The organism is Terriglobia bacterium, from assembly GCA_020072565.1.
In the GTDB taxonomy this organism is placed as follows: domain Bacteria; phylum Acidobacteriota; class UBA6911; order UBA6911; family UBA6911; genus JAFNAG01.
In genome coordinates this window covers 41,342-64,224 of sequence record JAIQGI010000010.1, presented here as the reverse complement: position 1 = coordinate 64,224, position 22,883 = coordinate 41,342, and the positions used below count along the sequence as shown (strand labels likewise).

12 protein-coding genes are annotated in these 22,883 nt (G+C 60.5%); 8 read left to right on the top strand and 4 right to left on the bottom strand.

Annotated features, from left to right (window positions below):
• Positions 1 to 81 precede the first annotated feature (81 nt).
• Both LAP85_08180 and LAP85_08175 read left to right on the top strand, forming a co-directional pair.
• Entirely contained in the window at positions 82 to 1,812 is a 1,731-nt protein-coding gene (locus LAP85_08180; protein ID MBZ5496365.1) for a class A beta-lactamase-related serine hydrolase, read from the top strand.
• Positions 1,813 to 2,017: 205 nt separating this feature from the next.
• Positions 2,018 to 4,054, top strand: coding sequence for a M28 family peptidase (locus tag LAP85_08175; GenBank protein MBZ5496364.1), 2,037 nt, complete (start codon positions 2,018 to 2,020; stop codon positions 4,052 to 4,054).
• Positions 4,055 to 4,163: 109 nt separating this feature from the next.
• Here LAP85_08175 and LAP85_08170 read toward each other — a convergent pair whose 3' ends face one another.
• Together LAP85_08170 and LAP85_08165 are read right to left on the bottom strand one after the other, a co-directional pair.
• The gene (locus tag LAP85_08170) at positions 4,164 to 6,107 is read right to left on the bottom strand and encodes a GHMP kinase (GenBank protein MBZ5496363.1); all 1,944 of its coding nucleotides are present in this window, start codon (positions 6,105 to 6,107) and stop codon (positions 4,164 to 4,166) included.
• 165 nt (positions 6,108 to 6,272) lie between these two features.
• Complete coding sequence (locus tag LAP85_08165) at positions 6,273 to 7,904, bottom strand: SpoIIE family protein phosphatase (GenBank protein ID MBZ5496362.1); 1,632 nt, start codon at positions 7,902 to 7,904, stop codon at positions 6,273 to 6,275.
• Between the two features lie 488 nt (positions 7,905 to 8,392).
• Here LAP85_08165 and LAP85_08160 point away from each other — a divergent pair, with 488 nt between their 5' ends.
• The 4 genes from LAP85_08160 to LAP85_08145 all read left to right on the top strand — a co-directional run bounded on the left by LAP85_08160 (position 8,393) and on the right by LAP85_08145 (position 14,170).
• Positions 8,393 to 8,932, top strand: coding sequence for a DinB family protein (locus LAP85_08160; protein ID MBZ5496361.1), 540 nt, complete (start codon positions 8,393 to 8,395; stop codon positions 8,930 to 8,932).
• Positions 8,933 to 9,136: 204 nt separating this feature from the next.
• Positions 9,137 to 9,673 (top strand): DUF2911 domain-containing protein, encoded by a 537-nt coding sequence (locus tag LAP85_08155; protein MBZ5496360.1) that lies wholly within the window; start codon positions 9,137 to 9,139, stop codon positions 9,671 to 9,673.
• Positions 9,674 to 9,749: 76 nt separating this feature from the next.
• Positions 9,750 to 12,260, top strand: coding sequence for a PIG-L family deacetylase (locus LAP85_08150; GenBank protein ID MBZ5496359.1), 2,511 nt, complete (start codon positions 9,750 to 9,752; stop codon positions 12,258 to 12,260).
• 212 nt (positions 12,261 to 12,472) lie between these two features.
• Positions 12,473 to 14,170: a sodium:solute symporter gene (locus LAP85_08145; GenBank protein ID MBZ5496358.1), complete on the top strand. Its 1,698-nt coding sequence runs from the start codon at positions 12,473 to 12,475 to the stop codon at positions 14,168 to 14,170.
• Positions 14,171 to 14,225: 55 nt separating this feature from the next.
• Here the strand turns inward: LAP85_08145 and LAP85_08140 are convergent, their stop codons facing one another.
• A complete protein-coding gene (locus tag LAP85_08140) occupies positions 14,226 to 15,692 on the bottom strand; it encodes a disulfide bond formation protein B (protein MBZ5496357.1) in 1,467 nt (488 codons plus the stop codon).
• Positions 15,693 to 15,722: 30 nt separating this feature from the next.
• A complete protein-coding gene (locus tag LAP85_08135; protein ID MBZ5496356.1) occupies positions 15,723 to 15,890 on the bottom strand; it encodes a hypothetical protein in 168 nt (55 codons plus the stop codon).
• 546 nt (positions 15,891 to 16,436) lie between these two features.
• Here LAP85_08135 and LAP85_08130 point away from each other — a divergent pair.
• Positions 16,437 to 19,796, top strand: coding sequence for a hypothetical protein (locus tag LAP85_08130; protein MBZ5496355.1), 3,360 nt, complete (start codon positions 16,437 to 16,439; stop codon positions 19,794 to 19,796).
• 193 nt (positions 19,797 to 19,989) lie between these two features.
• The gene (locus tag LAP85_08125; GenBank protein MBZ5496354.1) at positions 19,990 to 22,830 is read left to right on the top strand and encodes a prolyl oligopeptidase family serine peptidase; all 2,841 of its coding nucleotides are present in this window, start codon (positions 19,990 to 19,992) and stop codon (positions 22,828 to 22,830) included.
• The last annotated feature ends 53 nt before the right edge of the window (positions 22,831 to 22,883 follow it).

The window sequence follows — 22,883 nt, the reverse complement described above, 5'->3', positions numbered from 1 at the left end:
CAGCAACAAGACTCCAATGAGGCCTCCAAGAACGAGGAACTTATGTGTGCCGTGTCGATGTGCTGAGATATTATTGGATCTATGAGAAAAATCTATATATTGATGTTTGCTGTGGTGACCGCCGCTGCAGCGGCTGCCGAGCCGGCCACTGAGCAGCACGAGGGGTTCATCCGGGAGATTGTCCGGCTCGAGGCCGAGTATGGCGGTCACCTGGGATTCATGGCCAAAAACCTCAACACCGGAGAAACCGTAGGCTATCGCGCCTCGGAACGATTTCCTGCCGCGAGCGCAATCAAGCTGCCCGTCATGGCAGCCTTCTTCCAAATGGTGGACGAGAAAAAAATCGATCCGGATACCGTCATCACTCTGGCCAAGGAAGACTTGAAGCCGGGCTCGGGGATTCTGCAACTCCTTTCCGAAGGGGATCGCATTGCCTTGCTCGACGCCGTCAAGCTCATGATTGTGCAGAGCGACAACACCGCAGCCAACCTTCTTCTCGACCATTTGGCGCCGACCCATGCCGAGCGTCTGCGCGTCGTCAATGAATTCCTGGTTCAGAAGGGGCTTAAAAACACCAGAATTTTGAATCGCCTGCTTTCGGTCGAAACCAAGCTGCACACTTCGGAGGCCCTGCGCTATGGCGTTGGTGTGTCAACGCCGGAAGACATGGTCATCCTGCTCGAAGCTCTGTACTCCAAGACCCTGGTCTCCCCTGCATCCTGCGATGCCATGCTCGACATTCTGAAGGAGCAGTTCTATCGCGAGATGATCCCAAGGTTTCTACCGGAAGAAGAATGCAAATACCTCCAGGTAGCTAATAAGACCGGTTCGATAAACGAAACCAAGGTCGATGTGGCATTGATCCTCTCTGAAAAGGCCGACATCGCACTCGCCATTTTCGTCGATAAGCATCCCGATCACCGCGGGGACATCGAGAACCGCGGGATTCTCCTGGGCGCAATGGTGTCGCGGGCTGTCTGGAACCATTTCACGGGCAGCACCGGATATCAGGAGAGAAACATTCCAGCAAACAATGTCGACTGGAACTCGTTTCCGGGTGGCCGCTGGGGGATCTATCGTTCCGTTGCCGCTCCCTTCCCGCATCAACAGAGGAAGCAGGGTTTTAAAGCTTCCAATGGCACCTTCTATCCCTATCATCCCCATTATGATGACAACAGCATCGTCGTGGTCGTTCCGGAATCGTACCAGGAAGCGACAGCGGGAACCAACGTTATTGTCCACTTTCACGGCCAGATGGACGACAACCTCGGCGCTCTGGAAAAGTATGAGATGCCCCGGGCCCTGGCTGCTCAAGACATCAATGCCATTCTGGTGTTGCCACAGGGGCCCTATCGCGCGAGAGATTCCTTCGGGGGAAAGATGGAAGACGAAGGCGGCCTGAAGCGTCTTGTCGAGGATGTGCTGTCGACGTTGAAAAACGAAAACGTCATCAAGACGGCCCGGCTGAACAAGCTGATCATCAGCGCAGACGGCGGGGGATACCGACCAGCAGCCAGCGCATTGAGGCGAGGCGGCCTTGAGGATCACGTCACGGATGTGTTCCTCTTTGACGCGTTACCTGGAAACTACGGAGCCTTCAGCGACTGGCTCGCCAGGGGGAATGGAATTCTATACGCCGCTTATACCAAGAACCTCGCCAAAGAGCACGCGAGTCTCGAACAAAGCACCAGGATTGAGGTGAGGAAACGCTTGCGCTTCACACCCACGTCGGTCAATCACGACGAGGTAATCCAGACGTTTTTGGAATCCTGGCTTAAAGAGCTCGATGCCCCCTGGAAAATGCGGGAGTAGGGGAAGCAAAAGTATGGGGACAAATCAGAAAACGCGACATACACGAAAGCCCGTTTCGTGTGTTTCATGTTTCTCGTGGTCCCATAAGCTGACCCGACAAATTGCATCCGGGATTTTTTTGGATAATTACGGATGATTTCCGCTGTCACCGATGGTATTCTCCTGCAATTGTGCTGAGGAAAACCACTATCCATTGAGGTCCCATATGCGTCGATTTTTTGGAGCCGTTGCCCTTCTGGGCATACTGCTGTTCACGCTGTCTTGGATCGAAGCTGCGCCGCAACAATCCGCGACCAAGAATAACAAAGCGTCGGCCGCCAAGGCGGTGAGCTACGGTAACGTGGATGCCGTCACCCAGGACGAGATGAAGGCGTACGACTACTTCCTTGCTTCCGATCAGCTGGAAGGGCGCAACCTGCCTTCGCGCGGCTATGACATTGCGGCGCTGTACATCGCCAGCCATCTCAAGGATTGGGGCGTGAAGCCGGGGGGCAGCACCACGGGTACGAACGGTCCTCTGCAGCCGTATTTCATGCCGATGGAATTGGTGAGCAACCAGCTGGATGCGGCGGGGATGAAACTCTCCCTGGCTATGCCTCAGCAGCAGGGACGCGGTGGCCGGGGCGGCGCTCCCGGAGGCGGCGGTCGCGGCGGGGCAGCGGCGCCAGCGGGCCCGCGGACTTTTGAATATGGCAGAGAATGGACCGTGGGCGCCGGTGGCGGCGGGTTCGGCGGCGGCCGCGGCGGCGGCGGAGCCACTCCGGCCGATATTGCAGACGCGCGCGTGGTTTTCGTCGGGAACGGCTATGTCATCAACAAGACCAGCGTCAATCCCTACCAGGGCATCGATGTTCGCGGCAAGATCATGGTGGTTGCCGGCATGCCTCCGGAACTGGTGGAAGCACAGCAGGCGGCATTGGCGGCGGCTCGTGGGGCCGCCGGCGGCGCACCGGGTGCAGCAGCAGCCGCCGGGGGCGGCCGGGGCGGTGTGGCTCCCAACCCGCTGGGGGAGGAGGGCACAGACTTCATGACGCCGCAAGGCTATGCCGCGAAAAACGGGGCGCTGGGCATCATCATGGTACCCACCTTCCAGCAGCTGACGGCCATGGCGAATCCGAACACGGGCGGCGGCCGCGGTCCGGGCCTCAACGGCCCGTCTTACCAGGTGGTAAAATTCGTGGCCGCACGGCCGGCTGCAGTCCCCACAATCACGGCCGGGATCGCGCTGGTCAACACGATTTTCCAGAACGAGAAGCTCGATGCGCAGGCGGTGTTTGAAGACGCCAGCCGCAATGCCAGACTGGAGTCGTTCGAACTCAGTCAGGAAAAGAAGCTTAGCCTCCGCATCGCCGTCAACAGCGACCACAACCACGCCGAAGATGTAATAGGTATCGTCGAGGGCGGCGATCCGGTGCTGAAGAACGAATATGTGGTCATGAGCGCTCACCTGGATCACCTCGGGATCAGCGCTCCGGATGCCAACGGAGACACGGTCTACAACGGGGCGGATGATGATGCGTCGGGCTGCGCGTCACTCATGGCTATGGCCCGCGTTTACGCGCAAGGGGCGGCGAAGGGGATTCGGCCCAAGCGCTCGATCATCTTCCTATGGATGGCGGGTGAAGAGAAGGGCTTGTGGGGCTCTCAGTATTTCTGTCAGTTCCCGCCCGTCGATATCACCAAGGTGGTGGCGGACCTCAACATGGATATGATCGGCCGCACCAAGACGCCGGGCTATGTGGATGCACCGAATGCCGTGCTGGCGGAGCCGAACGAGATCTTTGTCGTCGGCCCGAACATCAGCAGCGACGACCTGGAAAAAGTATTGGAAACCGTGAACGACAGCTATCAGAAGATGAGTATCAATCACTTCTACGACGTCACGGTTCCGGATGCCACTCACGACAACAAAGGCCCCGGGACCAGAGGGCAGGGCATCTTCACCCGCAGCGATCACTACAACTTTGCCAAGATGGGCATCCCGATCGCCTTTTTCACTACCGGCATCCATGTTGATTACCACAGGCTTACCGACAGTCCCGAAAAGCTCGACTACAAGGAAATGGAGGCGGCAACCAAGACTCTCGCCGCCGTCGGCTGGGTGCTTGCAAATACGGCCACACCCCCCAAGCTCAATGCCAACCTGCCGGAGCGGCTGGTCCGAGACATGAAGACCGCGAAAGACGCCGGCTGGGGGAAGCTGACTGCGGTTCTGCCGCCATTGCCCGGGATGCCGTTCTAGTCCCGGATGGCGCAGGAAAGCAAGAGGAGAACAATAGCGGGAAGAATGCGCCCTGGGGGAGACATCCCCCGGGGCGTTTGTTGTATGGGAAGCGAAGATGGCGCTTGCCTCATGATCCGGCCTGCTGCTGCCTGCCGGCCCCGAATGTCCGGATGGTCTCCAGGTAAGACTCGGGCAGGCCGATATCGAAGCGTTGCCCCTCCATGATCAGCCCAAGGAACCCGTCTTCGCGGCGCAGCCGGTCCAGCGCCGAGGTCAACTGGAACTCACCCCGTTCCCGAACGTTGTTCCGGATGTGTTCTTCGAGATAGTCGAAAACCTGCGGCTTGATAATGTACTGGCCGAAGACCGTCAGATACTCGTCTTGGGACAATCCCGCTACCCGCAAATTGCTGCGAGCGTAGTCCACGGTGGGTTTTTCGGAGAACTCGGTGATGCTCAGCAGGCGGTTCTCCTCCTGCCACACCCCTGTTGCGGTTCCGAAGTTTGCCAGTTGCGCTTCCGGCGTGCGGCGCAGCCCGACGACGCTCGTGCCGTGCCGGCCATAGCTGTCAATCAGCTGCCGCGCGCAGGAACGGTCGGAGTCGGAGCGATACAGGTGGTCGCCGAGCATGAGCAGGAATGGCTCATTGCCGACTTTCTCACGCGTGCAATAAACGGCGTGTCCGAAGCCCTCTTGGGCCGGCTGGACGGCAAATGAGATGTGATGCCCGATCTCCAGGATGCGGCGCGCGTATTCCTGGAAGTGGCCCGGCAACTTGTTGTAGTTTTCGATGGTCAGCTGTACGTTGAAGAACGCGCTGAAGTAGGCCAGGTCGCTTTCCTGGACGATGAGAATGACTTCCTCTACGCCTGCGCCAAGCGCCTCCTCGACCAGGTACAAGATCACCGGCTTGGCGATGCCGTCACGGTCGATGATCGGGAACAGCTCCTTCTTGCTGGCCTTGGAGGCAGGGAATAGGCGCGTGCCGAAACCTGCGGCTGGGATCACCGCCTTGCGCACTCTCTGGCCGGCGCGCAACGTCAGCGGCAGGCAAGTCATACCCAGGTCGCGTTCGATGATCTCGACCGCGGCCCGCTGGTCGTCCGGGCTGCGGGCGATGAGCTGAGCAGTGCCGTCACCCTGCGAGCCGACGCCCTTCCCGCCCCAGATGTGCGGCCCGAGCGGCCGGTAATGCAGCAGACGATGCAGGACGGGCGCAGTCAGTTCCTCGGGGCAGGCGGGGGTCGCGTAGCGATCGAAGAACTCCTGCGCTTCGACCATGAGTCTGCCCACCCGCTGGGCATCGGAGCTGTGCAACGCCTCGACCGCCTGCTGCACGATGCGCTTGTTGACCGGACCCAGGAGTTCTTGCACGCCCCGCTCCAGCTCGCTTTCGGCGAAGGGGTACGCATGGTTGAGCCGGGCAAGGATCTCCATGGTGTCCTTGTGCGCCCCCAGGTCCACGAGTACAAAATGCAGGTCTGCGCGCACGCTCAGTTCGGTCACATCGATCCGGTCGCCGTCATAAGTCATCAGGATGGGGCGGTTGCCGAACGCGCAGCCCTGATCCATCCTCCCGCAGCGTGACGGGGTGGTGATCTCGCCCTGGTAAGCCAGTTCCATCTCACCCCGTGTGGTCAGCTTGAGGTCGTAGACGCGATTGAAGGCGCGCGCAGCCAGGACGCAAACGGCCGCGCTCGATGAGAGCCCCTTTTTTATGGGCAAGTCGGTCCGGTAGTTGTTGATTACCAGCCCGCGCACGTGGTAGTTGGTCAGGACCTGGTAGGCAACCCCGGCGATGTAACTCCAGAAGCCGCCGCGCTGCGCTTCCTGCAACAGAACCTTGGGTTCCATCAGGATTTCGCAGGGACCGCTCTTTTCGCCCTGGGGCGTCACGGAGGTGAGCACCAGCGACGTCGGGTGTGGCTCCACCTCGGCATGAATGCCCTGGTCGGTACCGGTGATGATCGTATAGCCCTTCTCGATCTGCGAATTGACGCGCCGGTGCCCGCCGGCCCAGTCCGAGTGTTCACCGAAAAGACAAACGCGCCCCGGAACGAAAATCTTCATGGCGAGCTCCTTTATTCAATTCTTGCGGCTGAGCATAACAGCGCAGCCTGCAGGCCGCAACCAATTGAGAGCGTTGAACCGGGGGTGGCAAAGGGAGTAAAGGGGGGTCGTGCCGCCGCACTTCAAAGGGCTTTGAGCGCGCAGCAGAGCAAAGATCATGCGGTCTTACTCAGCCGACATGGCGATAAGAGTGGCATCGTCCTGGAACTCCCCGCCACTGAACTCGGCTACAGCCTGCATGACCTGCCTCTGCAGGTCCCGTGCGCCAAGGCGGTGAAGTCGCTTCAGGAGTTCGATCAGGCGGGGCTCGCCGAACTCCTCGCCGTCGGAGTTTCTGACCTCCGTGACACCATCCGTGTACAGGAACACACGGTCGCCGGAAACAAATTCGACCTCCTTTTGCTCATAGCTCCAGTCGCGAAAAACCCCAAGGACCGCTCCTCCTTCGCCGAGACGGATGCAGGAGCCGTCCTTTTTCAACAGGATCGGCGCATCGTGTCCGGCGTTGGAGTAAACGATACGTTTCCTGTGCGCGTCGTGCAGGCAGTAGAAGAATGTTATGAATTTGTTCGTGGCGATATTGCTGCAGATTACCCTGTTGACTTTCGTGCACAGCTCCCCCGGCTGTATGGATTCGGATGCAAATGCCTTCACGGCCGCTTGCAGGTTAGACATGAGGAGTGCGGCCGGCATTCCTTTTCCTGAAACATCCGCAACGCACAGCGCGACCTTGGTATCCGTGAATTTCAAGGCATCGAAGTAGTCGCCGCCGACTGCGCTGGCGGGCTGCCAGCCGCCGAAGATTTCATAGCCCGGAATCTGGGGGATCTGTTTGGGCAGCAGGCCCTGCTGGATCTCGCGGGCTTCCTCGTATTCCCGCTCCTGGCTGCGCCGCCTGAGATTCTCGATGCCGTAACCTGTTTGTTCGATGACCTGGTGGAGAAAGCGGACCTCCTCTTCATCGAAAGAATCCCTGGACTCTGTTTTGCCCACCCCCATAAAACCAATGAGTTCCCCCTTGAGTCTGAGAGGCGCGATGATGCTGCAACTCGCCTGGCGAAGTTTCGTTTTGTCGTTCTCCGGAAGCTCCTTGCTGTCCGGATCGAAAATCGTATCCATATACTTCAGCACCGGGCTGCCGGATTCGAACTTCAACCTGCCCAGGATGTCTTCCGAACCCCCTGCCCGTGCCGTGGCCCAGAATGCCTGATCCAGGGGAGATTTGGTAAAGATGGTGACCGAAGAGGCTCGAAACGCCCGCGAAATGTGCTCAGCGATATATTTCAACATTATGTGAAGGTCTGTGGCGGCAGAGATACCACTGCTCATCAGCTTCAACTCGACGTTCAACCGTCGCCCCTTGCGGACGATCTGCCCTTGTGCGATGTGAGTGCGAAGAGTGTTCAGAAGCCGTTCGTTTTCCCACGGCTTCTGAACGAAATCCTGTACTCCACGGCGCATGGCTTCCACGGCAAGATCGACGCTGCCCCAGCCGGTCATCACGATCACAGGAAGCGTTTTGTCCACGCTCTGTATCTGGGTCAGCAGGTCGAATCCCTCTTTCCCCGAAGTGGTGTCGCGAGCATAGTTGAGGTCCATCAGGATGATGTCAAAATGCTGCGATCTCAGCGCTTCCAGAACCGCAGCTGGTGATGAAACTGTAACAGGCTGAATGCCTTCGCCTTTGAGCAGCAATTGAAGCGCTGCCAGCACTTCGGGCTGATCGTCGGCAATGAGCGCCCGCGGGGCCATACGTGCTGGAACATTCAGGTTTGCTTTGTCCATAAGATCTTTCATGCCCGCACCCTCCTGGGTGACCGACGCCTGCGCTTGGTCACAAGCAGGAGTGCAACTCCCGTGCCAGGGGGGCGCGGTGGTCGATCGCATTGTAACAGAAGCACTTGCGCAGCTTCGAAGCAGGCGCATGCCATTGCTGCCTGACCGCTTTTGGGACTGTCTTGTCCCAATCTCGCACGCCCCGGGAGTTACCGGAGATGCCGACTTGTCGCCGCCTCTGCGCCGGAAATCCTTAACGGTTGCCTGATTGCAGCGGTTTCTTTAATATGCAATAGTTACTGAACCCGAGGAGACCGGGCCCCAGGAATACCGGCTGTGCCGCGGGCAACGGCTTCTCTCGGAAACACGCGGCCGGGGACGCCAGATGACCGCCTTGATTACGCTCCAACCGGTGTTGCGGGGGCGGGTTGCATCTTGTCCTATCCGTCATGCGCCGCTGAAGCTGCACGTTTCAACAAATGAACTCTGAAAAATGGAGGAAAACTCAAATGAAACGACCTCTCCTGATGGTGCTTGCCGCCGTATTCATTTGCACGTGTATTTTCCAGGCGCAGACTCAGACGCCCATGCAAACGCCGCCCGCCGATCCGATGAGCACGGAGGCGAAGAACGCCTACAACTCCGTCAAGAATTACCTGTTGAAGGCGGCCGAAAAGATGCCGGAAGAAAATTACGCTTTCAAGCCCACGCCCGAGATGCGTTCCTTTGGCGAGCTGTTAGCCCATATCTCCGATGCTCAAACGGGCACCTGCTCGATGGTTAACGGCGCGCCGAAGAAGGGGGACGCGGCATCTAAGAAGACCAAGGCTGAATTGGTAGCGGCAATCCAGGCTTCGTGTGCAGAGTGCGATACGGCCTTCAGCTCGCTCACAGATGCGACTGCCGCCCAAATGATCAAGACGGGTCGCGGGCAGCGGTCGAAGCTTGGGGCGCTGGTCGGAGTAACGACCCACGACAACGAATCCTACGGTTACATGTCGGTCTATTTCCGGCTGAAGGGGCTGGTACCGCCTTCGAGCGAGAAATAAACGCGCTCCATGCGATGCGTCATAAATGTTTGCCGGCACGCCGACGGGCGCGGGTCCCGGATATGAGAGAATGCTCGGCTTGAATATGTGGCCCTTGTGTGGACTGTGGAGTTCTGGAGCAAGGATGGCGTGATGGTTGAGCCCGCTGGCCGGCAGCTCACGAAATCGCCATAACAAAACAAAAATCCCAAGAAAGAGGTGCCTATGAAGAAGTCCATTCTGATTTCCCTGGTGATAATCATTGGCGCGGTGGGTTTTCTTTTGGCTCAACAGAAGCCGCTCAGCCCGCCCGCGGAAACCTCGGTCGTTATCGGCGGCAAGGTGCTCGGGATTAAGTACTGCGCTCCGTCTGTGCGCGGGAGGGATATCTTCGGCGCGGGAGGAGTAGTCAGCAAGGACAAGACCTATCCGGTCTGGCGGGCCGGCGCGAACGCGGCTACCGCCTTTCACACGGAAGCGGATCTGGTCATAAAGAACCTAGCTGTCCCCAAAGGTGACTACACGATTTACGTCCTGGTGAATACCAACCCGTGGCAGCTCATCATCAACAAGCAGACAGGCCAGTGGGGTCTCACCTACAACCAGGACCAGGACCTTGGCCGTGTCCCGATGGACATGAGCAAACCTCCTGCGCCGATCGAGACCTACAAGATGACGCTCTCCAGTGCGGGAGCGAATGCCGGTAAGCTCCAGCTGGAGTGGGAGAACTATGTCGCGTCCGTTCCTTTTACGGTGAAATGACAGCGACGAAATTCCGATGAAGTCCCTGGGGTGCGGCGGCAATCCGCGGTATCCCAGGGACGGGCAGGGTAGCAGAATGATCTCGAGATCCAATACGATAAGAGGGCTGAGGCTTGCCGGTCTTGGCGTGGTTGCCTTCCTGCTGTATTTTCCAGCGCCCGCGCAGCGGAACATCGCGGGAGCCGTCAAGACCAGGCTCGCGTTGGAGCGGCTGAACGTGCTCGGCAGCGTGCTGATGATCGGCGCCCACCCGGATGACGAAAACACGGGCATGCTTGCCTATCTCGCCCGGGGCCGGCACGCGCGGGCCGCCTATCTTTCCGTAACGCGAGGCGATGGCGGCCAGAACCTGATCGGGCCGGAACAAGGCGAAATGTTGGGGTTGATCCGCACTCAGGAGTTGCTGGCCGCGCGCAGGATCGACGGCGCCGAGCAATTTTTCACCAGGGCGATCGACTTCGGCTTTTCGAAATCGGCCGAGGAGACTCTGGCCAAGTGGGATCGACAAACGGTCCTCGGCGACATCGTCTGGACGATTCGCCGCTTCCGTCCCGATGTCGTAGTCATCCAGCACACCGGAACGCCGTCGGACGGACACGGGAATCATCAGGCCGTGGGCATACTGGGCAGAGAGGCGTTCGTCGCCGCCGCCGATAAGTCTCGCTTTCCCGAGCAATTTCGCTGGGTAGAACCATGGCAGGCCAAACGGCTCATGGGGCGCGGCTCCGGCGCTGGAGCCGGGGGTACGATTGCCATCGACACCGGCGACTTCGACCCGGTGCTCGGGTTTTCTTACAGTGAGATAGCCGGCATGAGCCGCAGCATGCATAAAACTCAGGGCATGGGTGCGTCGGAGCAACGCGGCGCTGCAAAAAGCTATCTGGGCACGGTTGCCGGTGATCCGGCAAGAAGCGACATCTTCGATGGTATCGATACAACCTGGAATCGTCTTCCAGGCGGTGCGGCGGTGGCAAAAATCCTCGAGGAAGCGATCGGGACGTTCGTGCCCGACCAACCCGAGAAAACACTCCCGCTGCTGGTCAAGGCGCGTCCGCTGATCGCCGCGATGAAAGATCCTTGGGCAGCATTGAAGCTCCAGGAACTCGACGAGGCCATCGCTCTGTGCACCGGGCTCTGGCTCGATGCCTCGACCGACCGATACGCCGTGGTTCCGGGAGATTCGCTCCAGGTCAATATCGAGGCCATCAACCGTTCCCGGGCGTCGCTGGCTCTGAAGAGCGTCAAACTCGAGGGAATGCCCGGGTTGCCGGAGGCGGATTCCGCGACGGTTCCACTCGCCTACAACGAACCTCAGCGCCGTTCGCTCAAGGTCACGATCCCTGCAGACCAGCCATACTCTCAGCCGTTCTGGTTGAAGAAGCCCAGTCGCGGCGATACCTATGTGGTCGACGATCAGGAATTAGTTGGACTGCCTGAACCGCCCGCCATCCTGCGCGCCCGCTTCCGGATCCAGGCGGGCTCGGAAGAGCTTGAGCTTGTGCGCCCTGTAATTCGCCGCTATGTCGACCGGGTGGAAGGCGAGACATCCCGGCCCTTGGTAGTGGTGCCGCCGGTCGCGGTGAGTATTCCGGAACCGGTTCTGATCTTCCCGGACGTGAAAGCGAAAACGGTCGAAGTCCTGATCCGCGGCAGTGTCGCCGGCGCCTCCGGTGAACTCAGGCTGGAGGCGCCCGGCAACTGGCGCATCCAACCGGCCTCCGTACCGTTCCGCATTGCCGACGTGGATGAGCAGACGATCCTGTCCTTCACGGTCAGTCCGCCGGCTGGCTCGACGCTCGGCGAATTGCGAGCCGTCGCCACGATGAACCGCCGGGAAGTTTCTTGCGGCATCCAGGTGATTTCCAATCCGGGCAATCCGCCTCAGACCGTTTTCCCGCCATCCAGCGCGCGGCTCGTGCGCGCCGACATAAGGAACCTCGCCGGGAAGATCGGCTATGTGATGGGCGCCGGAGACGAGGTGCCGCGCGCTCTGCGCCAACTGGGCTGCGACGTGACGCTGCTCGAAACCGAGGACCTTTCGGGCGGCGACCTCGGCCGTTTTGACGCGATCGTCACCGGCGTCCGGGCGTACAACGTTCGGGCTGACTTGCGCGCGAATCAACGACGGCTGCTGGATTTTGTTCGACAGGGGGGCGCGCTGGTGGTGCAGTACAACGTGGCAGACCGCCGCTCACCGGCGTTGCAGGGGATTGGACCCTACCCGTTTCAGGTCGGATCCGCCCGCGTCTCGGTCGAAGAGGCGCCCGTCACCTTCCTCAATCCTCAGAATGTACTGCTCGCGCTGCCGAATAAGATCAGCGAGGAGGACTTTCACGGTTGGGTTCAGGAGCGAGGCTTGAATTTCGCCTCGCAGTGGGATCCGCAATATGAGCCGCTGTTTGAGTCGCACGATCCCAACGAGGAACCACAAAAAGGAGGGACTCTCTGCGCGCGCTATGGCAAAGGCGTGTACATCTTCACGGCCTATTCGTGGTTTCGGCAGTTGCCGGCGGGCGTGCCGGGCGCGTTCCGCATTTTCGCGAACTTCCTGAGCGCCGCCAAGTCGGCCACTTCACAAACACGGTGATGTTTTCTGGGGGTTGTGAATGGAAGACAGCACTTGCAAAGACCAGTGCCAATCCGCGCAATGACCATGCCTGCAGCGAAACCGGATGTCGGCAATGATCCCGGGGATCCACCCCCTTTGCTGGGCACGTGGAGCCATCTGTATTTTGCTGTCATTGCCTGGCTCGTGCTTCTAATCCTACTCTTCTACCTGTTTGCCCGGAGGTTTACGCCGTGAGGCTCGCCGACTGGCTGGTGCTGTGCGGGTCGCTGGCATTCGTGGTCCTTTACGGGCTCTGGCGCGGGCGTGGCAGCAACAGTGTCAACAAGTACCTGCTCGCCGGCAAGACGATGCCGTGGCACGCGATGGCGTTGTCGATCATGGCCACGCAGGCGAGCGCGGTCACGTTCATTTCCACGACCGGCCAATCGTACGTCGACGGCATGCGCTTCGTGCAGTTCTACTTCGGGCTGCCGCTGGCGATGGTGGTCATCTCGATCACCGCTGTCCCGATCTTTCACCGCGCCAACGTCTACACTGCGTACGAGTACCTGGAGCAGCGCTTCGATTCCAGGACCAGGGCCCTGGTAAGCGCGATCTTCCTGATCCAGAGAGGCCTCGCGGTGGGCATCACGCTCTATGCTCCAGCGGTGGTCTTGACGGTGATTCTCGGGTGGCCGGAACGGGTGACGACCCTTATCATGGGCGCAGTGGCGATCCTCTATACCACACTCGGAGGCGCAAAGACGGTTGCCTGGAGCGACTTCCAACAAATGATGGTCATGACGGCCGGGCTCGTGGCGGCGTTGGTCGCGGCCGTGCTCCTGCTTCCGAGCGGTGTCTCGTTTCCCGATGCCGTCACGCTGGCTGGAGCCGCGGGCCGGCTGAATGCGGTGACCCTCAACCTGGATTGGAACGATCGCTACAACCTCTGGAGCGGGTTGATCGGCGGGATGTTTCTGGCCCTGGCCTACTTCGGCTGCGATCAATCGCAGGTGCAGCGCTACCTGACGGGCAAGTCGGTCGCACAAAGCCGGCTGAGCCTGCTGTTCAACGGCATGGCCAAGGTGCCGATGCAGTTCTTCATCCTGTTCATCGGGGCCATGGTGTTCGTTTTTTACATCTATGAAAAGCCACCCTTGCTGTTCGTGGGCACGGAACTGGCCCGGATCCAGCAGCCTGCGCTGCAGGCCGAGTACAAACCCCTGGAGCAGCGTTACGACGCGGCGTTCGAAAACCGCAAGGCCGCCGCCGGCCGGCTGATCCAGGCGCGGCGCAGCGGTGATTCCCGGCTCTGGCAGCAGGGGTTGGAGCAGTACGGCAGCGCACAGCGGGAGCTGGACAGCGCGCGGCGCCAGGGCGTAAACCTGGTCGAAAAGGCCGGCGGCGCCCAGGGCTTGGTCGACACCAATTACATCTTCCTCACTTTCGTCACGCGCCATCTCCCTGCAGGCCTGGTGGGCCTGGTACTCGCGGTCATTTTCGGGGCGACCATGGCATCGATCTCGGGCGAGATCAACTCACTGGCGACCGTGAGCATGGTGGACATCTACAAACGCCATTTTTGTCAACTGGGTTCGGACCACCATTACCTCAATGTGTCGCGCGCGGCTACCGTGTTTTGGGGCTGCTACGCCGTTGTCACAGCCCAGTACGCCGCGAGGCTGGGCTCGCTGGTTGAGGCGGTCAACGTCCTGGGCTCCTTTTTCTACGGCGGCATGCTCGGGGTGTTCGTGCTCGCTTTCTATTTCCCACGCGTGCGGGCGCGGGGGGCCTTCTATGGCGTGCTGGCCGGCGAGGCCGTCATTTTCGCCTGCTATTTCTTCACCAGAATCGCCTTCCTCTGGTACAACGTGTTCGGGTGCCTGGTCGTGGTCGGCACCGGCATTCTGATCTCGCGCCTTGAAAAGAGGGGACAGATCACTTTTTGATGCACATCTCCCCAGCGCTGGGTGCTGAGAGCCAGACAGCAGCCTCTCCCTTTTTCTACCTTGCGATCACGGACACTTCGCCCTCTGCGCCGGCAATGTAAATATCTCCACCTCGGATCGCAAGGCCGGCAGGGCGCTTGAGACCGGAGATCGCATGGGCCGCAATGACGGAGTGGCCGGCAAGGTCAATCGTCAAAAGTGTGCTGTATGCGGCGCTGATCGCATGCATCCGGCCGCCCTCGATGGTCGCGCCCGTCACGTACAGCTCGTCCAAAGAGCGTTTCTCACCGTTGAACTTCAGGCCCGACTCGGGAGCGAGCGTGAGCGTGAACTCCTCTGACAGCGTCAGATCGCGCCTGTCGAAGCGCGAGACCACGAGCTGCTTGTACTTCGAATTCGGCACTGTTACCGTGTAGAGCGAATTCGTTGCCGGGTCGAACGCCAGCGACATCACATACATCATCCGGGCGCGCACCGTGCCCAGGCGCGATCGCCGCAACTCGTCGAACTTGTCGAACGACTCCAGGAAATAGCGGAAGTTTTTGCCGGCGTCGGCCTGGTCGTTCTCGCGCAGAATCACGTAACTCTTGTTTTCGCCCAGTGCCATCACCGTCCTGCCGTCAAGAAACGCGGCCCCGGCAAACTGCCCGAGGTCAATGGAGTAACCGGGATCAACGACGGTGCGACGCAGGACACGAGTCAGCGACCCGTCGACGAGGTAGATACCGCTCTGCGTGGTAAGGAAGAACCGATCCGTTCCCGGTTCGTAGGCGAGATCGGTCACGGCGCCGCGAAGCGGAACGGCAATTCGCTTCTGCTCTTTGATTGTGAGCCGCGGCAGGTCAGCGAGGGGGCCGGCGCCGGGATCACTCAAGAGCGAAGTGGTCGCAGGCTTCTCGATCGCCCAGCGCCCGCGCAGTGAAATTGATGCAGGCGACCACTCGTCAAGGGACCACACCCAATGCTTGGGATTGAACGAGAAGCGGATGGGGTCGCCCTGTCCCATGAAAGGGGGCGGCCCGGTGCTGGCGAATGCCTGGACGATGTTCCCGGCAATCACCACCAGGAAAACCCCCATTGCGAGCTTCTCCAGCGGTCGCAGTTTCCGCGGCCCGCCGGAGGGGTCAATCTCCTTCAGCGACATGAGGAGGACGCCCATCGTCACGACGCACACCCAGAAGATGAACAGGGCCCAGGTATAAGTATGAGCGCCCATAATTTCGACGCTGAAGCCCTGCCCGACGTCGCGTGCCGCATGCATCCCTGTGTGCCGCACGCTCATGAAAACACCCCAGGCGCCCACCAGCACGGACAATCCGATGTATCTTGGACGCGGACCATAGCGCAGCACGAAAAGACCGATGAGCGCGATGATCGCCATGCCCGTGCGCTGTTCCCAACACATTACGCACGGTGAATCCCCATAGACGAACCCCAGCAGGAAGACGGCGCTCCCCACGGGGACGACCGACAGTAGCAGCACGGCGACGGCAAGGACGGTATACAGAAGGTCACGTTTCACGGGATGCCTCCCTCGACGGCCTCTGCGGCCTCAGTAATTGACTCCCGGCAGGAGTGCTGTTCTGGTGGCGATGAAAAACAGCGCAACCATGAGGACAACGCTGACGACAAGCAGGCCGAACGCGAGGCGTTCCTTTTCGGGCTTGCGCAGCAACAGAAATACGATGCTGAACAAAATGATGAAGTTCAAGAACTCCATATTTTCCTCCCATGCCGGAACAATGGTGGGCGTGCCGGATCTTGTCGACCGCCCGGCTTGTCGCCGGCTGATCGCGGTGAAGCGCGCGCGGCTGCAGGGACCGGACCTGCACCGAGCCCGGCCAGTCTAACATCGGACGTGCCCGGCGTTCAACGCAGGTCTTGTGCGTATCCGGTGTCAGGCCTGACATTATGAGACCACGAAATCCACGGTGCGGAATATCTGCAGCCTAAAGCCTCAACGCAGAGGGCGCAGAGGCTGCAGAGGATCTTTGCCTCTGCATGACTTCTCTCCGCGACCTCTGCGTTGATCCTTTGCTTCTTTTGCCTGAATGGCAAGGATCTGTGGGTAAGTAGTACGAAACACTCTAAACCCCTTCTTGGTATGTTTCGTGTATTTTGCGGTTGCTGATTTGGGGCGGCTCCGGGGCATCTGCTCAATTCCTGGAAGAAAAGGGTTTTCTTTATGGGGCAACCGTCTTATCCTCCCAGCAATCAAACTCAGACCGAAAGGGCATCGTTTAGGAAGCCGCCAAGGGGGATTATTATGAATAAGGCAAAACTCGAAATCATTTTGCTGATTTCGCTTTTGTTTGTGGTTGTGGGCTGGCGCGGGCAGGAAGGTCCCGTGCCGATCAAGTTCGCGCATCTGGCGCACATTGCCAACGACGGGCGCATCGCGTTCACCTATCACGATGACGTTTGGGTGGCCGATGCCGACGGGTCCAACGGCCACCGTCTGACGGCACACATTGCCAATGACTTCTCCCCACGCTTCTCTCCGGATGGGAAGTGGATCGCATTCACCAGCAATCGCGCCGGCAACAACGACGTGTATGTGATTCCCTCGACCGGCGGCGAGCCGCGTCAGCTTACCTTCTACTCCGGTGACGATCAGGCGCTGTATTGGGCTCCCGATGGCAAGGCTATCATCATTTCGAGCAACCGCGGGCCCAACGCCTATGGCTCGCCTTTGTATCGCCTGCCGCTCGACGGGGGGCCGCCGGAACCCATGGGCATGGGTACGGCTCGCCTGGGCATGATGAAGCAGGACGGGAGCATGGTGGCGTACAATCGCGCGCTTCCCTCCACCGGCGTTTGGCGAAAGGCATTCAAAGGCAACTCTGCACCCGGGCTCACGGTGATGGACGTCAAGACCTCTCAGATTGTCGACATCACCAACACGGACATGCGCGATTACAGAAACCACGTGAACGATGTGTATCCCATGTGGGGCGCGGACGGGATGATTTACTTCTCATCCGAACGCGACGGCACATATAACATCTGGCGCATCTTGCCCAAGGGGGGCACTCCCCAGCAGGTGACGCACCTGAAGGCGGGGGGAGTGTTCTTCCCCACGATCTCACCTGACGGCAAAAAGCTCATCTATCAGAACGACTTCGATCTCTGGACGCTCGACCTGCCGAACGGCACGCCCAGGAAGCTCTCCATTCCGCTGGCGTTCGATCCGAAGGATAGCGACCTCGACGTCATTACGTCCGACAGTCGCGCCGACGGCTTCGGTCCGTCTCCCAACGGTGAGTACGTTGCGGTGGACTTCCACGGCGACATCCAGATTGTGCCGAGCGAGCAGGGGATTGGCGAGAAGATGCCGGTGGCCACGACCCCGTGGCGTGAGAGCAACGAAAGATATTCCCCTGACGGCAAGAAGATCGCTTACATCTCCGACGAGTCGGGCGACCAGGAAGGGTGGTTGTTCGACCTTGCCGGCGGAGCGCGCCAGCGCCTCACGAACCAGCAGTCGGAGAAAGCCAACGTCGTCTGGTCACCCGATTCGCAGAAGCTTGTTTACACCGGCGACAACAGGATTTGGGAAGTGGACTTATCCAGCGCCCAGCCCCAGCCTCGCGAGCTGGCGAACAACATCGCGGGAGGATTCAACATCCAGCAGTATTCTGCCGACGGAACCTGGCTGGTCTACAGCCGGCGCGACGAAGACCAGAACTCCGAGATCTACCTCTTCGACATCCGCGCCAAGAAGGAGTACAACGTCACACAGAGCCCAGTCAGCGAGACAAGTGCTGCACTTACCCCAGACGGTAAAACGGTCGTCTTTACCTCCAACCGTGACGGCGCAGCGAACCAGCTCTTTGCCGTCTCGCTCACGAAGCTTACCGAAGACCCGAACGATCCGCTCGTACGAGAGCGCATCCGCCGCACCTCGGCTGCCGCCGGTGGGCGCGGAGGGCGCGGCGGTGGTGGGGCTGCGCCCGATGCTTCGGGTGGCGCCGTGGCAGCTGCGCCGCCGGCTGCAATCGATCTGGACGGAATCGAAAAGCGCGCCATCCAGCTCACGCGCGGGAGTGCGGCGGTGACCGGGTTCTTCCTTTCGACCGACGGCCGCACGATCTACTATGCCGCCGGCGGCGGCGGTGGCGGCCGCGGCGCCGGTCCTGCTCCTGGTCCCGGCCGCGGTGCTGCGCCGGCCGCCGGAGCTGATACTCAGAACACGGGCCTTTTCGCAATCGGCATCGACGGCCGCGACAGCCGGCGGCTTGCCGGCGGATCATTTCCCGGCATGACGCCGACGGCGGACCGGCGCGCGATCTTCTTCCGCGCCACCGCGGCCCGCACCGCTGCGGACCAGGCGCCGGCGGGCCGCGGCGGCGGCGCCCAGGGTCAGGAGGTTCACCGCCTGGTTCTCTCCTCGCCGCAGCGTGAGGATCGCGTCGGCTTTGCGCTCGAGATCCGCGTCGACCGGCGCGCCGAGTGGAAGCAGATGTTCGAAGAAATGTGGCGGGTCATGAAGTATCGCTACTACAATCCGGCCCTGAATGGCTACGACTGGGCGGCGATCAAGGCCAAGTATGAGCCACTGCTCGCATACGCGGGGACGAACGAGGATGTTTACGATCTCGGGAATGCCATGATCGGCGAGATGAGCAGCTCGCACACGGGTATGAGCGGGCCCGCCTCACGCACGATGCCGCGGCTCTACACCACGCGGTTCCTCGGCTTCGAGCTGGAGCCGGCGGAGGGAAAGTACCGTATCAATCATATTTATCGCAGCGGTCCGGCCGACAAGGAATGGCTCAACCTCAAGGTCGGCGATTACGTGCTTGCCATCGGCGGCCAGGAGATCAAGGCAGGCGACAACTACTGGAAGATCCTGAGTACGACGGCGGACGAGTATATCCCCGTGAGGGTGGCGAAGACGGCGGGCGGGGAAGGCGCGCGCGTCGTGCGCATCGCGAGCGTCACCAGTCTCAACAACATCAGGTATGAAGAATTTGTGTTGAACAATCGTGACATCGTCGAGAAAGCGACGAACGGGCAGATCGCGTATGTCCACATCCGCTCGATGGACCAGACGTCGCTCGAGCGCTTCCAGAACGAGATCAACCGCTTCTGGAACAAGAAGGGGATCATCATCGACGTCCGCTTCAACACCGGCGGGAACATCGACGAGCAGTTGCTCGACATTATCGAACGGCGGCCATATATGTTCACTAACTCGCGCGGCGGGGCGCGCACGTGGGGGCGGCGCCCGCAACAGGCCATCGCGGGGCCCAAAGTGATGATGATCAATCAGCGCTCCTTCTCCGATGGCGAGGCGACGCCGATGGGGTTCCGGACGCTTGGGCTCGGCCGCATCGTAGGCACGCCCACGGCCGGGGGCGTGATCTGGACCGGGAGCTACTCGCTCATCAACGGCGGGAGCGTGCGCACGCCGAGTCAGCTCGCCGTCACCTACGATCCTACTAAGCCCAACAACTACGGGATCAACCTCGAGAACTACGGCGTGCCCCCGGACCTGTGGGTGCAGAACACCCCCATGGATGAGATCAAGGGAGTCGACCGCGAACTCCAGGCGGCGATCGAAGAGGTAATGAGAATGCTCAAGGCATCCCCGGGCGCCGCTGCCGGCGCCGACCGTCAATAGGGCGAAACTGCAGATGCGCGCAGAGGCACGCAGATTTGGGATCTGCAGTGCCCCGTGCCGCACCCGCGGTTCCTTAGCCCGGATGATTCATGAATATGTGACCAAAATGCAGTCTTGGACGCGGAAAAACGCTGACCGACGCTGACCATTCGGTCTTGGTCAGCTGCTCTGCTAATAACAAGGAAGGTATATAATGCGACGAAATCCGCTCACCGCTCTTCTCCTTTTCCTGGCATTGACGATAACGACGGGCGCGCAGACCAAGGCGCCGGCCACTTTCGCCGACTACGGCCAGTGGGAATCACTGGCGCCTGCGGGCGGCCGCGGAGGATTCTCGCCCGACGGCCGCTGGCTTGCCTACGCCATCAACCGATCCAACCGGAACAACGAGCTGCGGGTAACCAAACTGGCGGACGGCACCACGACGATTGCCGCCTTTGGGGCGCAGCCGGTCTATTCCTCCGACTCGAAATGGCTTGCTTACAGCATCGGTCAATCGGAGGCCGAGCAGGAAAGACTGAGGAGCGAGCAACGGCCGGTGCAGAACAAGCTCGGCCTGTTGAACCTCACGACCGGCGAGGTCTCGACGGTTGATGGGATCGAGTCGTTCTCCTTCAGCCCCGACGGCGCCTACATCGCGCTGCGGCCGTACGGGCCGGAGCGCGCATCCGGCTCGGCTGCGCCGCCGGGACGTGGCGCAGGAGGCGGGCGCGGGGGAGCGGGCGGCTCCGACGGATCTGAGGAAACGCCGGGCACGACGCTCATTGTCCGGAAACTCGCCGGCGGAAGCGAGATGTCCTTCGGCAACGTGTCCCAGTTCGCGTGGCAGGACTCCGAGCGCAGCCATATGCTGGCCATGGTCATCAGCGCCGCCGGCAAAATGGGGAACGGCGTGCACCTGTTTGATCCGGAGACTTCCGTGTTGCGCGTGCTCGATTCCGCAGCCACGACCTACTCGGATCTGGCGTGGCGGAGAGATGTTCCGGATCTCGCCGTGCTCCGGGCGAAGACCGATGATCGCAAAGATGGCTCGACCTACGCGGTGCTGTCCTGGACGGGGCTCGGCAAGGGCGAGCGCATGCGCACCTACGATCCCACGGCCGATTCTAACTTCCCGGCGGGCATGCGGACCGTTTCGTTCCGCCGCCTCTCATGGTCGGACGACGGCGCCGTACTGTTCTTGGGGATCGCCAGGTGGGATGACAAAGCGGTTCCGGCGGGACGAGGCGGCAGAGGCGCCGGCACTGCCGCAGTGGACGAACCCGCGGGCCTGGACGTCTGGCATTGGGGCGACGTGGTCGTCCAGCCCAAGCAGAAAGTCGATGCCCCAGCCGATCGACGACGCAACATGCTGGCCGCGTGGCAGCTCGGCAACGGCAGGTTCGTGCAGCTCGGCAAGGACCCGGTCAGCGAACAGGTGACGCCCATCCGGCACACGAATTTCGCCACCGTCGCAGAATGGTCGAAGTACGCGATGGATCGGACCATCGGCCGTCCGGGCGCCGACCTGTATCTTGCGGACATCACGACCGGTGCGAGAACAAAGCTCAGAGACAACCTCATCGAGCGCTATGTCCAGGCGGGACCCGGCGGCAAATACCTGCTCTTCCTGCAGGACGATCAGTATTGGACGGTCAATCTCGCCTCGCGCGCGATTACCAACCTCACCAAAGCCGTGCAGACATCGTTCATCGATAAGGAATCGGACCAGACGATCAAGCAGAAGCCGCCCTTCGGCGTTGCCGGCTGGACGAAAGACGATGCGGCTGTTCTCCTCTATGACAAATTCGACGTCTGGCAGCTGGCGACTGACGGCTCGAAGGCCCAGCGGCTGACGGACGGCGCATCCGAGCAGGTTCGCCATCGCCTGGTTCGAATCGATCCTGCCGAAGAGTGGATCGATCTCGGCAAGCCCGTGTACCTGAGCGTGTACGGTGACCGAACGAAGAAGTCGGGCTACGCGCAGCTCAAGCCCGCCGGCGGTGTCAGCCGCCTCGTGTGGCTCGACAAGAGCGTGGGATCGCTTGCGAAGGCTAAAGAGGCGGAGGTGTACGGATACATTTCCCAGGACTACGACGACTCACCCGACATTTTTGTCGGCGGCGCCGACCTGAAGGACGCGAAGCAGGTCACCACGACCAATCCGTTCCAAAGCAATTTTGTCTGGGGACGCAGTGAGCTGGTTGACTACAAGACGGACAAAGGCCAGGCGCTGCAGGGCGCACTGTATTACCCGGCCGGGTACGAACCGGGCAAGAAGTATCCGATGATTGTCTACATGTACGAGCTGCTCTCGCAGAATGTCCACCGCTACGTCGCGCCGTCGGATCGCGACTACTACAACACCTCCGTCTTCACGAGCCACGGCTATTTTGTCTTCCAGCCGGACATCGTCTTTGCGCCGCGGCAGCCCGGGGTGTCCGTGGTTCAGTGTGTCGTGCCGGGCGTGAAAAAAGTGCTGCAGACGGGAATGATCGATCCCAAGCGCGTCGGATGCGTCGGGCATTCATGGGGAGGATTCGACGCGGCGTTTCTTGCCACCAACACAAACGGTGTCTTTGCTGCCGCGGTTGCCGGCGCGCCCCTGACGGATCTTGTCAGCATGTACGGCGATCATCACTGGGGTCCGGGCATCGCAGAGACCGATCACATCGAGACGGGCCAGGAGCGCATGGAGGTGCCGCTCTGGGAAGACTTGCCGGATTACGTCACCAACTCCGCGATTATGACCGTGAACAAAATGACCGTGCCGCTCCTGCTCGAAGAGGGCGACGCCGACGGCACCGTGTTCTGGCATCAGAGCGTCGAGCTCTACAACATCGCGCGGCGCGCAAAAAAGAACGTCGTGTTCCTCGTATACAACGGCGAGGATCACGGCCTGCGGCAGAAAAAGAATCAGGTCGATTACCAGCACCGCATCCTAGCCTGGTTTGCGCACTACCTGAAAGATGAACCGGCAGAGACCTGGATTACGAACGGCGAAAGCTACCTCGAGCGCGATGCCGAGGTGAAGCGGCTGACAGCCAAAAAATAGCGTCGGGATCTTCGAAATCACCGGATGCACAATAGAGACCACGAAATCCGCAA

Coding starts and splice junctions, on each gene's coding strand:
- LAP85_08130 (MBZ5496355.1), top strand. CDS start 16,437: ATGAATAAGGCAAAACTCGAAATCATTTTGCTGATTTCGCTTTTGTTT.
- LAP85_08155 (MBZ5496360.1), top strand. CDS start 9,137: ATGAAGAAGTCCATTCTGATTTCCCTGGTGATAATCATTGGCGCGGTG.
- LAP85_08135 (MBZ5496356.1), bottom strand. CDS start 15,890: ATGGAGTTCTTGAACTTCATCATTTTGTTCAGCATCGTATTTCTGTTG.
- LAP85_08175 (MBZ5496364.1), top strand. CDS start 2,018: ATGCGTCGATTTTTTGGAGCCGTTGCCCTTCTGGGCATACTGCTGTTC.
- LAP85_08160 (MBZ5496361.1), top strand. CDS start 8,393: ATGAAACGACCTCTCCTGATGGTGCTTGCCGCCGTATTCATTTGCACG.
- LAP85_08165 (MBZ5496362.1), bottom strand. CDS start 7,904: ATGAAAGATCTTATGGACAAAGCAAACCTGAATGTTCCAGCACGTATG.
- LAP85_08150 (MBZ5496359.1), top strand. CDS start 9,750: ATGATCTCGAGATCCAATACGATAAGAGGGCTGAGGCTTGCCGGTCTT.
- LAP85_08125 (MBZ5496354.1), top strand. CDS start 19,990: ATGCGACGAAATCCGCTCACCGCTCTTCTCCTTTTCCTGGCATTGACG.
- LAP85_08170 (MBZ5496363.1), bottom strand. CDS start 6,107: ATGAAGATTTTCGTTCCGGGGCGCGTTTGTCTTTTCGGTGAACACTCG.
- LAP85_08180 (MBZ5496365.1), top strand. CDS start 82: ATGAGAAAAATCTATATATTGATGTTTGCTGTGGTGACCGCCGCTGCA.